The organism is Streptomyces sp. NPDC058796 (genome assembly GCF_042745235.1).
Lineage (GTDB): Bacteria > Actinomycetota > Actinomycetes > Streptomycetales > Streptomycetaceae > Streptomyces.
Genome location: NZ_JBHYOP010000005.1, coordinates 80770 through 94898, shown reverse-complemented (window position 1 = coordinate 94898; position 14129 = coordinate 80770). Strand labels below are relative to the sequence as shown.

Sequence of the window (14129 nt, the reverse complement as noted above, 5' to 3'; positions counted from 1 at the left end):
CCTGGGCGCTCAGGCGAGATGCCCGATATATCACTGTCGGGTGTCCGTGCTCATCCTCTGCCACTTCGCGCTCGCGCTGTTCGCCGCGCCGCTGGTGAGATGGTGCGGGACCCGTGCCTTCCTCCTGCTGGCCCTGCCGCCCGCCGCGACGGCCGTCTGGGCGGCCACCCGGTGGAGCGCGACGGCCGCGGGCGGCACCGACACCGCCGAGTGGGCCTGGCTGCCCGCCTACCAGGTGGACTGGGCGCTGCGCCTGGACGCCCTGGCCGAGCTCATGGTGCTGCTCGCCGCGGGAGTGGGCACCCTCGTCCTGGTCTACTGCGCCTCGTACTTCGACGACCGGTCGCGGCAGCTCGGCAGGTTCGCCGGGAACCTCCTCGCCTTCGCCGGGGCGATGCTCGGCCTGGTCCTCGCCGACGACCTGATCCTGCTCTACGTCTTCTGGGAACTGACCACCGTCTTCTCCTACCTGCTGATCGGCCAGACCAGCGACCACAAGCGGAACCGGCGCAGCGCGCTGCAGGCCCTGACGGTCACCACCCTCGGCGGACTGAGCATGCTGGTCGGCTTCCTGATCCTGGGTCACGAGGCCGGCACCTACCGGATCTCGGCGCTCCTCGCCGACCCGCCGCCCGCGTCGGCGGCGCTGTCCACGGCGGTCGTGCTGATCCTCGTCGGCGCCCTCTCCAAGTCCGCGATCTGGCCGTTCAGCCTGTGGCTGCCCAACGCCATGGCGGCCCCCACCCCGGTCAGCGCCTACCTGCACGCCGCCGCCATGGTCAAGGCGGGCGTCTACCTCATCGCCCGGCTCGCCCCCGCCTTCGCGGAGATCACGCCCTGGCGGCCGGTGCTGCTCGTCCTGGGTTCCGCGACGATGCTGCTGGGCGGCTGGCGGGCACTGCGCCTGCACGACCTGAAACTCGTCCTCGCGTACGGCACGGTCAGCCAGCTCGGCTTCCTCACCGTCCTCGCCGGCGCGGGCCGCCGCGACACCGCCGTCGCCGCCACCGCCATGATCCTCGCCCACGCCCTGTTCAAGGCCCCGCTCTTCCTCGTCACCGGGATCGTCGACCACACCACCGGCACCCGTGACCTGCGCAGACTCTCCGGGCTGGGGCGCCGGCTGCCCGCCGTGTGCGCGGTCGCCGTCGTCGCCGGACTGTCCATGGCCGCCGTCCCGCCGCTGCTCGGCTTCACCGCGAAGGAAGCCGCGTTCCAGTCCCTCCTGGACGGTGACACCGCCGACCGCTGGGCGCTCGCCATGACGGTCGTCGGCTCGGCCCTGACCACCGCCTACACCCTGCGCTACCTGTGGGGCACCTTCGCCCGCAAGCCCGGCGTCCCGGACACCGAGGCGCACGCCGTGCCTCCGGCCTTCCTCGCCCCGCCCGCCGTACTCGCCCTGGCCTGCCTCGTCCTAGGACCCGGCGTGCCCTGGCTCCAGGGGCTCCTCGGTACCTACGCCGAGCAGTTCCCGGCGCCCGCACACCCGTACCACCTGGCGCTGTGGCACGGAGCGGGCCTCGCCCTCGGCCTGTCCTGCGCGTCCTGGGCGGGCGGGGTGCTGCTCTTCCTCGCCGCGAGCCCCGTCCAGCGGGTCGGCCACCTCCTGGCCTGGCGCTCCGCCGACCGGAATTTCGGGCGGCTGCTGCTCGCACTGGAACGCACCGCCCTGCAGTGCACCGGCTTCGTGCAGCGCGGCTCGCTGTCGGTGTACCTGGTGACGACGATGAGCGTGGTCCTCGCCGGGCAGCTCGCCGTCCTGATCGTGGACGAACCCTGGACCTCGGTGCCCGCGCCCCGCCTGTGGGACCACCCGGCCCAGGCCGGTGTCGCGCTGCTGACCTGCGCCGCCGCCCTGCTGTGCCTGGGCGTGCGGCGCCGGATGAAGGCCGTGGTGTTCGCCGGCCTCACCGGGTACGGCACCGCGCTGCTCTTCGTCGCGCAGGGCGCGCCCGACCTCGCGCTGACCCAGTTCTGCGTGGAGACCGTCTCGATGATCGTCTTCGTGCTGGTGCTGCGCCGGATGCCGGTGCACTTCGAGGAGACCTACAGCCGGGCCCGGCGTGCCCTGCGGATGCCGGTGGCGCTCGTGGGCGGCGCCGCCGTCGCCTTCGTCGTCTGGATCATGGCGGGGCACCGCCGGGCCGACAGTGCCGGGGCGGCGATGGTCGAGGAGACCGCGGACCACGACCTGAAGGACGTCGTCGCGACGATCCTCGTCGATCTGCGGGCCTGGGACACGATGGGGGAGTCCGCGGTGCTCGCCGCCGCCGCGATCGGCGTCACCAGCCTCATCTACCTGCACCGCCGCACCGACGCCGCCGAGCAGCCCGTACTGCCGCTGCCCGGGGACCACCCGCACGCCGGACTGCGCACCGCCTGGCGGGCGTCCCCGTACGAACTCGCGGGCCTGCCCAGCGGCGACGAGGGCGCGCCGGAGCGGACCTGGCTCGCGGCCAGCTCCACCCTCGCCCCCGAGCGCCGCTCCGTCGTCCTGGAAGCGGTCGCGCGCCTCATCTTCCACCCCATCCTCGTCCTCTCCGTCTACCTGCTGATGTGCGCGGAGAACCTGCCGGGCGGCGGCTTCGTGGGAGGCCTGACCGCCGGTGTCGCCTTCATCGCCCGCTACCTCGCGGGCGGACGGCACGAACTCGCCGACGCCGTGCCCGCCAAGCCGGGCCTGTTCACCGGCCTCGGCATGTTCCTGTCCACCGGGGTCGCGCTGGGCGGACTCGCCGAGGGGACCGTGCTGCACGGCTGGACCTGGCACGGCCACCTGCCCGTGTGGGGTGACGCCCACCTGTCCACCGCCGTCCTCTTCGACTGCGGCGTCTACCTCCTCGTCCTCGGCGTGGTCCTCGACATCGTCCGGGCTCTCGGCGCGCGTATCGACCGGCAGGTCGAACGGGCCGCCGCCGGACGCCACGGCCCACGCGGTGAGGCGGGCCCCGCATGACCGTGAGCCTCTCCCTCCTGGTGGCCGCCGCCGTCCTCAGCGCCGTCGGCGGCAGCCTGCTGCTGACCCGGTCGCTGACCCGGATCCTGCTCGGCGCGGTGGTCCTCGGCAACGGCGTCAACCTGCTGGTCCTCGCCTCGACGGGCAGTGCGGGCGCCCCACCGCTGCTCTACCCGCACGTCATCCGCAACCGGATCACCGACCCGCTGCCCCAGGCCATCGCCCTCACCGCGATCGTCATCACCCTCGCCACCACCGCGTTCCTGCTCGCCATGGCCTACCGCAGCCACCAGGTCACCGGCTCCGACGAGATCAGCGACGACACCGAGGACCGGCTGGTCGCCCTGCGCGCCGAATTCCTCGACCGGCGCGGCGAACTGCGCGACCGCTACCGCGAGGCCCGCGCCGAACCCGGCACCGACCCCGAACTGGGCGCCCGCTACCGCGCCGCCCGCAGGCGGCTGCGCCGCCGGGTCCGCGAGGAACGCGCCTACCAGGCCCGCGCCAACGACGTCTCCGGAAACATCTGGAACGACATCCTCGGTGCCGACCCCGAGGACTACCGCGAGGGCCGGGAGCTGGGCTCCACCGACGCGGCGGGCCGTCCCGGCCCCGCGCCGGCCCGCGTCGCCGGGCCCTCCAACGACCCCGAGGAGTCCGGCCGCGAGCCCGACTCCCGCCCCGGCGAGGACTCCGGCCACCCCCCGCCCGACCAGCCCGACGACCCCGAGGGCGCCGGCACGGAAGGAACCAGGTGAACGCGCTCGTCCCCCTCCCCGTCCTGCTGCCCCTGTGCGTCACCGGCCTGAAGCTGGCCATCGGCCCCCGGCTCCAGCGGTTCCAGCGCTTCATCACCCTCGCCGTGCTCGCCGCGGTCCTCGTGCTCTCCGTGCTCCTCATGGTGGCCGCCGACCGCCACGGCCCGCTCAGCGTGCACCTCGGGGACTTCGCGCCGCCCATCGGCATCACCCTCGTCGCCGACCGGCTCGCCGGCCTGATGCTCACCGTGTCCAGCGCCGTCACCCTGCTCGTCAACCTGTACTCGCTCGGCCAGGGCATGGCCGACCGCGACGACCAGACGCCGGTCGGCGTCTTCCACCCCGCCTACCTCATCCTCGTGGCCGGCGTCTCCTGCACCTTCCTCGCCGGGGACCTCGTCAACCTCTACGTCGGCTTCGAGATCATGCTCGTCGCGAGCTTCGTCCTGCTCACCATCGGCGGTACCGCGACCCGCATCCGCGCCGGGTCGACGTACGTGATCATCTCGCTGTTCTCCTCGGTGCTCTTCCTCGTCGCGATCGCCATGACGTACTCGGTCGCGGGGACGGTGAACTTCGCCCAGCTCGCGGGACGGCTGCAGGAGGTGCCGGCCGGGGTGCGCACCCTGCTGGAGGCCATGCTGCTGACGGTCTTCGCCATCAAGGCGGCGGTGTTCCCCCTCGCGGCCTGGCTGCCCGACTCCTACCCGACCGCGCCCGCGCCGGTCACCGCGGTCTTCGCCGGCCTGCTGACCAAGGTCGGCGTGTACTCGATGCTGCGCACCCAGACCCTGCTCTTCCCCGGCCACCGCCTCGGCGACGTGCTGATGCTCGCCGCGCTCGCGTCCATGGTCGTCGGCATCCTCGGCGCGGTCGCCCAGACCGACCTGAAGCGGGTGCTGTCCTTCACTCTCATCAGTCACATCGGCTACATGGTCTTCGGCATCGCGCTCGCCGGGCGCGGCTCGATCAGCGGCGCGATCGTGTACGTGGCCCACCACATCACCGTGCAGACCACCCTCTTCCTCGTCGCCGGGCTCATCGAACGGCGCGACGGCACCACGGAACTCACCCGGCTCGGCGGCCTGGCGAAGTCCGCGCCGCTCCTCGCCGTGCTGTTCTTCGTGCCCGCCATGAACCTCGGGGGCATCCCGCCGCTCTCCGGGTTCATCGGCAAGCTCGGCCTGATGCGGGCGGGCGTCGACGACGGCGGCGGCTGGGCCTGGGCGCTGGTCGCCGGGTCCGCCGCCACCAGCCTGCTCACCCTCTACGTCATGGCGAAGGTCTGGAACCTCGCCTTCTGGCGTGACGCGCCGCCGGGGACCGAGGGCGAGGGCAGGGTGCTGGAGTCCGCCGAGGACGATCCGGGCGACGACGGCCAGGAGGCCGAGGACGCGAGGGCGGCCGGGGCCGGCCGCGGCCTGCCGGTACCGGCGGGCGCCGTGGTCTCCGCCGGATTCCTGGGGCAGTCCATCACCACCACGAAGCGGCTGCCCTGGCCGATGCTGGTGGCGACCGGCGCCGCCGTCGCCCTCGGTCTGCTCTACACCGTGCTCGGCGGCCCCCTCACCACCTTCACCGACGCCGCCGCCGCCGAACTCCTCGCCCGCACCCCCTACATCGAGGCGGTGCTCGGCCGATGAGCAACCTCCTGCGGGACCGTTCCCCCTACAGCTGGTCGTTCCGCATCGGCGGCGGCAGGCGCATCCTCGATCTGCCGCTCATCGCCTGGCTGACGGTGATCTGGGTCCTGCTGTGGGGCACCCTGTCCTGGGCCAACCTCGTCAACGGCGTCATCGTCGCGGTGTCCCTGTGCCTCGCCTTCCCGCTGCCCGCGGTCGACCTCGGCCTCAGGCTGCGCCCCCTGGGCATCCTGCGGCTAGCTGCCTACCTGCTGTACGACATGTTCGCCTCCAGCGTCGCGGTCACCCGGCAGATCTTCGCCAAGGGCCCCTACCGCGCCGCGGTCGTCGCCGTCCCGCTGCGGGTGCGCAGCGACCTCATGCTCACCGCCACCACCGTCGCCGTCTCCAACGTCCCCGGCGGCTCCGTGATCGAGGTGCGCCGGTCCACGGCCACCGTGTTCCTGCACGTCCTGGACGCCGACGACCCCGGTGAGATCGAGCGGGCCCGGCGACAGGTGTGGCGCGTGGAGGCACTCGTGGCCCGCGCCTTCGGCACCGCCGAGGACATCGCCCACGCCGCCCGTCCCGTACCGGAAGGGAACCCCTCGCCGTGACCACCCTGCACGACGTCGAGGAGGCCGTGCTGGTCGCCTCGCTGGTGATGATCCTCGTCGCCGGAGCCCTGCTGCTGTACCGCATCTGGTACGGGCCCTCGATGCTGGACCGCGCGGTCGCCCTGGACGTGGCGGCGGCGCTCATCATCGCCGGCATCGCCGTCAAGGCCGCCCACGACGGCGACTCCTTCTACTTCCCCGTGATGCTGGTACTCGCCTTCCTCGGCTTCACGGGCTCGGTGGGCATCGCCCGGTTCATCGCCGTACGCGACCGGCCCTCGAGGCGGGCGGACGGTACGGAGGACCACCGGTGAACGCCTGGACGCAGGCCGCCGACCTGATCGGGGCCGTCCTCCTGTTCCTCGGCTGCCTGCAGTGCCTGCTCGGGGTGATCGGGATGCTCCGCCTCCCCGACGTGCTCTCCCGCAGCCACGCCGCCACCAAACCGCAGACGCTCGGCATCCTCCTCGTCCTCGTCGGGGTGGCGCTGCGGCTGCGGCACGGCATCGACATGGGCACCCTCGCGCTCATCGTCTTCTTCCAGTTCCTCACCAGCCCGGTCGCCTCCCACCTGGTGGCCCGCTCCGCCTACCGCACCGGCCAGACGGGGTCCCGGGGCCTGCTCCGGGACGACCTGGACCCGCAGTTGAGCGACGGGGACCGGCAAGGGGAGTAGCTTCGCCGCGGCCGTTCAGACCACGCAGCCCGCGTGCGCCAGCGCCTGCTTCAGCAGCACCCCGTGCCCACCGGGCATCTCGCTCTGCACCGCCTCGGACAGCGCCTCGCGCGGATCGAACCAGACCAGGTCCAGCGCGTCCTGCCGAGGCCGGCAGTCACCGGCGACGGGCACGACGTAGGCCAGGGAGACGGCGTGCTGCCGGGGGTCGTGGTACGGCGTCACCCCGTGCGTGGGGAAGTATTCGGCCACCGTGAAGGGCTGGAGCGAGGCGGGCACCCGGGGCAGCGCCACCGGGCCGAGGTCCTTCTCCAGATGACGCAGCAGGGCGTCCCGGACCCGCTCGTGGTGCAGGACCCGCCCGGAGACCAGCGTCCGGCTGACCGTCCCGTCGGGGCCGATGCGCAGGAGCAGACCCACGCTGGTGACTTCACCGCTGTCGTCGACGCGCACGGGCACCGCCTCGACGTACAGGATCGGCATACGGGCGCGTGCCATTTCCAGTTCGTCGGTCGTCAGCCAGCCCGGCGTGGTCTCGGTCATGTCAGACATCGCTTGATCATACTTTCAGCCGTTCCTGCGTCCCGGGCGGCGCTCCGGGACTGTGATGGGCGCCACGCCACTCAGCCGTCGTCGGGAGCCTCGTCGCGCGGTCCGCCCGGCAACCGGTAGACACGGCGCGCGTTGTCGCGCCCCGCCCAGCGAGCGATGCGCAACGCGTCCGGCAGGGCCATCTCGTCGGCGGCCACCCGCTCCTCCAGCAGCCCGCCCAGCCCCTGCCGGAAGGCCAGCGCCCCCAGGTGGTGGAACTCGGCCACCCCGTAGGCGTCGGAGCTGTACAGCAGTTTGCGGAACGGCGTGATCTCCAGCGCCTCCGCGAGGATCGCGCCCGCCCGGGCGGGGCCGACGTGGTGCAGGGTCAGTCCCACGTCGACGTAGACCCGTTCGAAGACCGCCGACAGGTAGGCCGCCTGGCGCTGGTAGGGCCAGCAGTGCAGCAGCAGGACCGGGATCGTGCCGGCGGTCAGGTGCAGCCAGTCGGTCAGGCGGGTGGGGTCCACGCGGTGCATGCGGATGTCGCTGTCCCCGAACCCGGTGTGCAGCTGCAAGGGGCGCCCGAGGTCCACCGCGGTCCACAGCAGGTGCCGTACGAGCACCGGGTCGTCGAGCCGGCCGCCGCGGGCCAGCCAGTGCCGGGCGGCCTCGGTGACCTCCGCCGGTGAGGGACGCGCCGGATCCAGGTCGAAGCCGGTGCGGTAGGCGGCCACCGACTTGACGCCCACCACGCCCGGCCGCCGTACCGCCTCCCAGGCCGCCGCCCGGAACGCCGCCGCGTACGCGTCCGGTTCGACGCCCCGGGCCGCCACCGACTCCGCGACGCCCTCCAGCCGCGCCACCTCGTACGCCACCGCGCCCGCGGCCCCGGCCAGTTCCTCCGGTGTCGTCACCCGGTCCGGGGCGAACCCGGTGTCCACGCAGAACACCCCGGTGCCCGCCGCGCGCAGGAACCGCCGGTTGACCTCCTCGGCGCCCAGTTCGGCCCGCCGGGCCACGTACACGTCGGCGGGGGTGTGGCGCGGCAGGTCCAGCAGGGGAGCGCAGTGGCGGCGGACGGCGAGGCCGACGGGGCTGTCGAAGGGGGAGACGCCGGGCCACGCCTCGCCCTCGGTGAGGAGGGACTCGAAGCCCGCCCGGCCAAGTTCGTGGGTGACCGCGCCGTGGCAGTGGTGGTCGACCAGTTCCAGCACGGCGAGCCGCTCCTGCACGGGGCCGGCCGCCATGTCAGTACTTCCAGCGGTAGGCCGCCGCCACCCGGTCGTCGTCGAGCCCGTCGACCGCCTCGATCTCCCCCTGCCGCACCGCGATCACGGCGTCGGCCAGGACGGGCCCCAGAGCGGCCCGGAGCACGCCGTCCGCGCGGAACGCCACGACCGACTCCGCGAGGGACACCGGCAGCCGGCGCACACCCCGGGCCACGGCCTCGGCGGCGTCGAGCCGGGCCGGGTCGCCCGTGGTCTCTTCGGGCAGCGGCGCGGACGACGCGAGCCCGTCCAGTCCGGCGGCGATCACCGAGGCGAGCGCGAGGTAGGGGTTCGCGGCCAGGTCGACCGGCTTGACCTCCAGGTTCGCCGCCCGGTCACGCACGCCGGTGGTGCCGGTGACGATCCGCAGGGCGGCCTCGCGGGTCTCCCGGCCCCAGGCGGTGAACACCCCCGCCCACTGCGAGGGACGCAGCCGCAGCCGGCTGGCCGGGCTCGGGGCGGTCATCGCGGTGAGCGCCGGCAGGTGGTCCAGCACCCCGGCCACGAAGGACTCGGCCTCGGCCGTCATTCCATACCGGCCCGGGCCGCCCGCGTGCAGGTTGCGCCCGTCGCGCCAGGCGGAGAGGTGGAGGTGCCCGCCGTTGCCGACGCCCCGGCCGAGGACCGCCGGGGCGAAGGAGACCCGCAGCCCGTGCCGCCGGGACACGGCCCGGATCGTCTGCCGCACCAGCACGCTGCGGTCGGCCGCCGCCACCGGGTCGAGAGCGCCCACCGAGACCTCGAACTGCCCCGCCGCGTACTCGGGGTGCAGCTGCTCCACGTCCACGCCCTGCGCCGCGAGGGCCGCCAGCAGGTCGGCGGCGCAGTCGCTCAGCTCGACCTGCCGGACGGCGCCGTACGCCGGTCCGGACACCGCCGGGACGAAGTCGTCACCGGGCGTGTCACCCCGGCCCACGGCCCACTCGATCTCGACGGCGGCCTTGAAGGAGAGTCCGTGCGACCGGGCGGCCTCGGCGACGACGCTGCGCAGCGCGGTGCGTCCGCAGGCCGGGTGCGGCTCGCCCTCCTGCGTGATCCGGTCGACCGGCGCCCACGCCCAGCCGGGCTGCGCGGCCAGTACGGTCAGCCGGTCGAGGTCGGGGTAGAGGCGCAGGTCGCCGTCGGGGGAGCCGAGGACGTCCGTGGTGACGATCGAGTCGTTCGCCAGGAACGTGTCGAACACCGGGGACATGCCGACGCCCCAGGCCGCGGCCGAGGCGAGCTTCGCGGTGGGCACGGTCTTCACCCGGCCGATGCCCGCCGTGTCGACGTACGCCAGCACCACCCCGTGCACGTCCTGCCCGGTCAGCTCCGCGCTCAGCGCGGTGGCCCGCTCGACCTCACCCGGACGCCCGCCGGGCACGGGGCCGCCATCGGTCACGTCTCGGCTCCTTCGCGCGTGCGCCGTCCGCCGCGCACCATTGTGCCGTCCGGTGATCACCCTGTCCGGGTTTCGCCGCAGATGCCGTGAGTCCCGGCGGGTGGTTCAGTCCAGGCCGGCGGGTTGCGGGGACGGGGTCCCGCCGGCCAGTACGGTCTGCAGCCGCTCGGTGCCCTGGCGCGCGCCCTGCTCCACGGCGGTGATCTCGCGCCCGTCCAGGCCGCCGCCCGTGACGGTGAGGGCGGAGCTGCCGACGCGTACGGCGGCGATGTCGAGGGTGAGCGTGGCCGGGTTGTCGGCGGCGGTGCCCCGCACGGTCACGTGCAGCCCCTCGCGGGCGTCGCCGAGGTCGGGCACCGATGCCTCGGTCACCTGGACGGTGCGCTTCTCGCCCGTCTCGCCGGTCGCCGTGAACTGGTCGCAGTCGACCGGCAGGGAGTCCATCCACTCCAGCGCGTCGTCCAGGGCCGCACGGTCGTAGGCGGCGACCTGCTCCAGCAGCCGGGAGTCGCCCTGTTCGAAGCCGGTGAGCGCCGACGCGCCCGGCGGCTTGCCCAGCAGGTCCTGGCTGTAGAGGCGGTCGAGCAGCCGCTGGCACTCGGCGGCCTCGGTCTTGGCGGTGAGGAAGTCGGAGACGTCGACCTCGCCGACGAGCAGGCTCTCGCGCCACTTCCCGGCGTTGTCGACCTGGTTCCAGTCGCCCTCCAGGTCGGCCTCGGTGAGCAGGGCCGCCCTGGCGCCGGATTCCGTGAGAGCTGAGGGGGAGGCGCTGGGCGAGGCCTTGCGGGAGCCGGTCGGGGGCTGCCGCACGGTGTCCTCCTCGGCGGCACGGGCCTGCTCGGCCGCGGTGTCCGCGGCCGCCGTCGGACCACTGCCGCCGTCCGAGCAGGCCCCGGTGGTGAGCAGCGCGCCCACCGCGAGGGCGGAGGCCACGAGACGGAGAGGGGGGACGGGACGAGGGCTCATCGCGGATGCCTCCTGGGACGTTGCACGGTGTCCTCAGGGCATCACCGCCCCCGTCGTGCCACCAGCGCACGCGGCTGTTCGGGTGACCCGGCGCCGGCCGGTCAGCCGACGCGGTCGAGGGTGTCCTGGGCGACGTCCTTGTCCACCGAGGCCCGCACCAGCGCGGCCGCGAGGACCGCGGGTTCCGTCTCGCCGGCCAGGTCCAGCAGCCGGTCGGGATCCTTCGGCAGACCCAGGCGCTCCGCGCCCTGGAGGGCCTTGCGGTCCAGGTAGGGTGCCGCCCCGGGCCAGACCCGCTGGGCCTCGCGCAGGAAGATGTCCGCGCCGGCCGGACCGATCCCGGGGAACTCCTGGAGCAGCCGTCGCACCTCGGGAATCTCGCCGCCCGCCTCCGCCCGCAGGCGGCGCAGGTCCCCGCCCCACCGCTCGGTCAGCAGTTCCGCGGCCTCGCCGAGCTGCGTGGCGGTGCGCTCGTCGTAACGCCGGTAGCCGCCCCGGCCGAGCGCGTCCACCCGTTCCTGCCAGTCCGCGTCGGCCATGCGGCGGGGGTCGCTGAGCCCGGCTTCCTGGAGGGCTCGGGCGGTGGCCAGGGCGATCGAGCCGCGGATGCGGGCGCTGAGCAGGTGGGCGAGGACCAGCAGCCGGTACAGCGGCTGCGGGGTGTCCTTCAGCCCGATGCCCGCCTCCTCCGCGTACGTCTGCCCGTGCGCGTCGACCAGTTCCCGTACGACGCTTTCCTGGTCCCGGCCCACGGCTACGGCTTCAGTGGGTCGTGCCCGACCGTCATGAGGCGGTGCCTGAGGCGGCTGTCCTCGGCCCGCGGTTCGTTCTCCAGGTCGGTCTGCGACGTCACGGTGTCCACCACCTTGCGCATCGCGCGGAGATCGTCCTCGGTCAGGTCCGTGCGCCGCTTCTGCAGGATCGCCAGCACGTGCTGCCCGAGCGGCGGCCCGGCGTCGTCCGGCAGCGGCTCGGTCAGCTCGCCGGAGTCACGCACCCGGAGCCAGTCCGCGAGCTCCGCGGAGGTCATGTTCACCACGCGGTGGAAGTCCTCCCACAGCGCGTCGAGTTCGAGGGCGTCGGCCATGGTGCCCCTCCGTCGGTCGTGGTGCATGCGTACGCGGCGCGGGTGCCCCTGGCACAGCGGGGCAAACGCCCCGGTGGGCAGCCCTGCGGCCCCCGGACGCCCGGCCGCTCAGCGGGCGAGCACGACGTCCAGGAAGCGCGTGACGTCCGCGAAGACCTCCGCCCGGTTCGTCTCGTTGAACAACTCGTGCCGGGCGCCCGGGTAGATCCGCTCGGTGAGGTCGCCACCGCTGAGCGCTTCAACGCCGGGACGGCTGCCGGGCAGCGGCACCAGCCGGTCGTCGTCGCCGTGCACCCACAGCAGGGGCAGCGGGCCGACGTCACCGCCCTTGGCCACGGTGTCCAGGGTCCGCACGAACGCCTCGGCCGTCGCCCGCTTCATCGGCCCGTGCCACACCAACGGGTCCGCCGCGTACGCCGCGCCGACCGCCGGGTCCCGGGAGAGGGCGGACGGGCTGATCGGCTTGTCCGGGATCTCGTCCAGGGCGAGCAGGGTGCGCGGCAGCTCCCAGTCGCCGATGACCGGCCCGGACAGCACCAGCGCGGTCAGCTCGCCGGGGTGGCGCTGGGCGTAGCGGGAGGCGATCAGGCCGCCCATCGAGTGCCCGACCATGACCACCGGCAGGCCGGGGTGGTCGCCCCGGGCCCGCTCCGCCACGGTGCGCACGTCGGTGACCACGTCCTCGAAGTCCTGGATCAGCACCCGTTCTCCGTCCGAGCGCCCGTGACCGGCGTGGTCCACGCCGTAGACGGCGGCCCCGTGCCGCGTCAGCACGCCGGCCACCTCCTCGTAGCGGCCGATGTGCTCGCCGTAGCCGTGCACCAGCAGGGCCACGTACGCGGGCCGCTCGGTGGGCCACTCACGGGCGGTGAGCCGTCCCCGCGTTCCGGTCAGATCGTGCTCGCGGGCCTCGGTCATGTCTCCTCCGGCTGCGTCGGTGACGGTCACGGGGGATCTTCCCAGGGAGGCGCCCGGAGGTCTATAGTCCAAAACTAGCAGTGCTAATTAAGCCGGTAACCTGTCGGTCCGCCCCGCGGCGGCCGAGCGACGGTCAGGAGTCCCCCGTGCGCCCCGTCCACTTCGCGGCCGCCCGCCGCACCCCGATCGGCAAGCTCCGCGGCGCCCTGTCCACCGTGCGCCCCGACGACCTCGCCGCCGCCGTGATCCGGGGCCTGGTGGCGGACGTCCCCGCCCTCGACCCCGCCCGCGTCGACGACGTCTACTGGGGCGCCGCCAACCAGGCCGGCGAGGACAACCGCAACGTCGCCCGCATGGCCGCCCTGCTCGCCGGCCTGCCCGACTCCGTGCCCGGCGCCACGGTGAACCGCCTGTGCGCCTCCGGCCTCGAGGCGGTCACCGCCGCCGCCCGCACCATCGCCGCGGGCGAGGCCGACATCGTGCTCGCCGGCGGCTCGGAGTCGATGAGCCGCGCCCCCTTCGTGCTGCCCCGCCCGGACGAGGCCCTGCCGCACCGCGTCGAGACCGCCGACACCCGGCTCGGCTGGCGCCTGGTCAACCCGGCGATGAAGGAACTGCACGGCCTGCTGGCCATGGGCGAGACCGCCGAGGAGGTCGCCGAGCGGTACGGCGTCGGGCGTGAGCGGCAGGACGAGTTCGCTCTGCGCAGCCACCGCCTGGCCGCCGAGGCCCGCAAGAACGGCCACTTCGACGGCGAACTCCTGCCGGTCGAGCGCCCCGACGGCGTGGTCGTCGACACCGACGAGTGCGTCCGCGAGGACACCTCCGTCGAGAAGCTGGCCCGCCTCAAACCGGTCTTCCGCGCCGGCGGCACGGTCACCGCGGGCAACGCCTCCCCGATGAACGACGGCGCCGCCGGACTCCTCCTGGTCAGTGAGGAGGCACTGAACGAACTGGGCCTCGAGTCGCTGGGCCGGTACGTCGCCGGCGGCTCCGCCGGTGTGCACCCGGACGTCATGGGCATCGGCCCGGTCCCCGCCACCCGCAAGGTCCTGGCCCGCGCCGGCTGGAGCGTCGGCGACCTCGAGACGGCCGAGTTCAACGAGGCGTTCGCCGCCCAGGCCCTCGCCTGCGTCGACCAGCTCGGCATCGACCCCGACCTGGTCAACCCCGCCGGCGGCGCCATCGCGCTGGGCCACCCGCTCGGCTGCTCCGGCGCCCGCATCCTCACCACCCTGCTCCACCGCATGCGCCGCACGGGCGCGGGCCGCGGGCTCGCCACGATGTGCGTCGGCGTGGGGCAGGGCAGCGCGGTGCTGGTCGAACGGCAGTAGCCGCAGCCA

The 14129-nt window shown here is 74.0% G+C and carries 14 protein-coding genes; 7 read left to right on the top strand and 7 right to left on the bottom strand.

From position 1 onward, the window contains the following. Positions 1 to 40 precede the first annotated feature (40 nt). From ACFW47_RS14645 to mnhG, 6 genes are read left to right on the top strand one after another with little or no spacing between them, the layout of a single operon-like run. Positions 41 to 2959: a Na+/H+ antiporter subunit A gene (locus ACFW47_RS14645; RefSeq protein WP_386305959.1), complete on the top strand. Its 2919-nt coding sequence runs from the start codon at positions 41 to 43 to the stop codon at positions 2957 to 2959. Beyond that, positions 2956 to 3717: a Na(+)/H(+) antiporter subunit C gene (locus ACFW47_RS14640; protein ID WP_386278063.1), complete on the top strand. Its 762-nt coding sequence runs from the start codon at positions 2956 to 2958 to the stop codon at positions 3715 to 3717. The genes ACFW47_RS14645 and ACFW47_RS14640 overlap by 4 nt, the downstream gene beginning before the upstream one ends. Beyond that, positions 3714 to 5360 (top strand): Na+/H+ antiporter subunit D, encoded by a 1647-nt coding sequence (locus tag ACFW47_RS14635; protein WP_386278061.1) that lies wholly within the window; start codon positions 3714 to 3716, stop codon positions 5358 to 5360. The genes ACFW47_RS14640 and ACFW47_RS14635 overlap by 4 nt, the downstream gene beginning before the upstream one ends. Next, positions 5357 to 5956 (top strand): Na+/H+ antiporter subunit E, encoded by a 600-nt coding sequence (locus ACFW47_RS14630; protein ID WP_386305958.1) that lies wholly within the window; start codon positions 5357 to 5359, stop codon positions 5954 to 5956. The genes ACFW47_RS14635 and ACFW47_RS14630 overlap by 4 nt, the downstream gene beginning before the upstream one ends. Continuing rightward, positions 5953 to 6270, top strand: coding sequence for a monovalent cation/H+ antiporter complex subunit F (locus ACFW47_RS14625; RefSeq protein ID WP_382713400.1), 318 nt, complete (start codon positions 5953 to 5955; stop codon positions 6268 to 6270). Before ACFW47_RS14630 ends, ACFW47_RS14625 begins: the two co-directional genes overlap by 4 nt. Next, positions 6267 to 6632, top strand: a complete 366-nt coding sequence (gene mnhG / locus ACFW47_RS14620) for a monovalent cation/H(+) antiporter subunit G (RefSeq protein ID WP_386278057.1) — start codon at positions 6267 to 6269, stop codon at positions 6630 to 6632. Before ACFW47_RS14625 ends, mnhG begins: the two co-directional genes overlap by 4 nt. Positions 6633 to 6647: 15 nt before the next feature. On the opposite strand, the gene ACFW47_RS14615 is transcribed toward mnhG, so the two are convergent. The 7 genes from ACFW47_RS14615 to ACFW47_RS14585 all read right to left on the bottom strand — a co-directional run bounded on the left by ACFW47_RS14615 (position 6648) and on the right by ACFW47_RS14585 (position 12786). After that, entirely contained in the window at positions 6648 to 7175 is a 528-nt protein-coding gene (locus ACFW47_RS14615; RefSeq protein WP_217254071.1) for an NUDIX hydrolase family protein, read from the bottom strand. Positions 7176 to 7255: 80 nt separating this feature from the next. Further along, positions 7256 to 8413, bottom strand: coding sequence for an amidohydrolase family protein (locus ACFW47_RS14610; RefSeq protein ID WP_386305957.1), 1158 nt, complete (start codon positions 8411 to 8413; stop codon positions 7256 to 7258). A 1-nt stretch (position 8414) separates the two neighbouring features. After that, positions 8415 to 9815 (bottom strand): glutamine synthetase, encoded by a 1401-nt coding sequence (locus ACFW47_RS14605; protein WP_386278053.1) that lies wholly within the window; start codon positions 9813 to 9815, stop codon positions 8415 to 8417. A gap of 105 nt (positions 9816 to 9920) precedes the next feature. Continuing rightward, positions 9921 to 10781, bottom strand: a complete 861-nt coding sequence (locus ACFW47_RS14600; RefSeq protein WP_386305956.1) for a hypothetical protein — start codon at positions 10779 to 10781, stop codon at positions 9921 to 9923. A gap of 101 nt (positions 10782 to 10882) precedes the next feature. Next, on the bottom strand, positions 10883 to 11533 hold the full coding sequence (locus ACFW47_RS14595) for an endonuclease (RefSeq protein ID WP_386305955.1): 651 nt from the start codon (positions 11531 to 11533) through the stop codon (positions 10883 to 10885). A 2-nt stretch (positions 11534 to 11535) separates the two neighbouring features. Then, positions 11536 to 11868, bottom strand: a complete 333-nt coding sequence (locus tag ACFW47_RS14590) for a DUF3140 domain-containing protein (RefSeq protein WP_386278047.1) — start codon at positions 11866 to 11868, stop codon at positions 11536 to 11538. A 108-nt stretch (positions 11869 to 11976) separates the two neighbouring features. Then, entirely contained in the window at positions 11977 to 12786 is an 810-nt protein-coding gene (locus tag ACFW47_RS14585; protein ID WP_386278045.1) for an alpha/beta hydrolase, read from the bottom strand. A 146-nt stretch (positions 12787 to 12932) separates the two neighbouring features. On the opposite strand from ACFW47_RS14585, the gene ACFW47_RS14580 reads away from it, so the two are divergent. Continuing rightward, the gene (locus ACFW47_RS14580) at positions 12933 to 14120 is read left to right on the top strand and encodes a thiolase family protein (RefSeq protein ID WP_386278043.1); all 1188 of its coding nucleotides are present in this window, start codon (positions 12933 to 12935) and stop codon (positions 14118 to 14120) included. Positions 14121 to 14129: the final 9 nt, after the last annotated feature.

Coding starts and splice junctions, on each gene's coding strand:
- ACFW47_RS14610 (WP_386305957.1), bottom strand. CDS start 8,413: ATGGCGGCCGGCCCCGTGCAGGAGCGGCTCGCCGTGCTGGAACTGGTC.
- ACFW47_RS14600 (WP_386305956.1), bottom strand. CDS start 10,781: ATGAGCCCTCGTCCCGTCCCCCCTCTCCGTCTCGTGGCCTCCGCCCTC.
- ACFW47_RS14640 (WP_386278063.1), top strand. CDS start 2,956: ATGACCGTGAGCCTCTCCCTCCTGGTGGCCGCCGCCGTCCTCAGCGCC.
- ACFW47_RS14615 (WP_217254071.1), bottom strand. CDS start 7,175: ATGACCGAGACCACGCCGGGCTGGCTGACGACCGACGAACTGGAAATG.
- ACFW47_RS14630 (WP_386305958.1), top strand. CDS start 5,357: ATGAGCAACCTCCTGCGGGACCGTTCCCCCTACAGCTGGTCGTTCCGC.
- ACFW47_RS14585 (WP_386278045.1), bottom strand. CDS start 12,786: ATGACCGAGGCCCGCGAGCACGATCTGACCGGAACGCGGGGACGGCTC.
- ACFW47_RS14590 (WP_386278047.1), bottom strand. CDS start 11,868: ATGGCCGACGCCCTCGAACTCGACGCGCTGTGGGAGGACTTCCACCGC.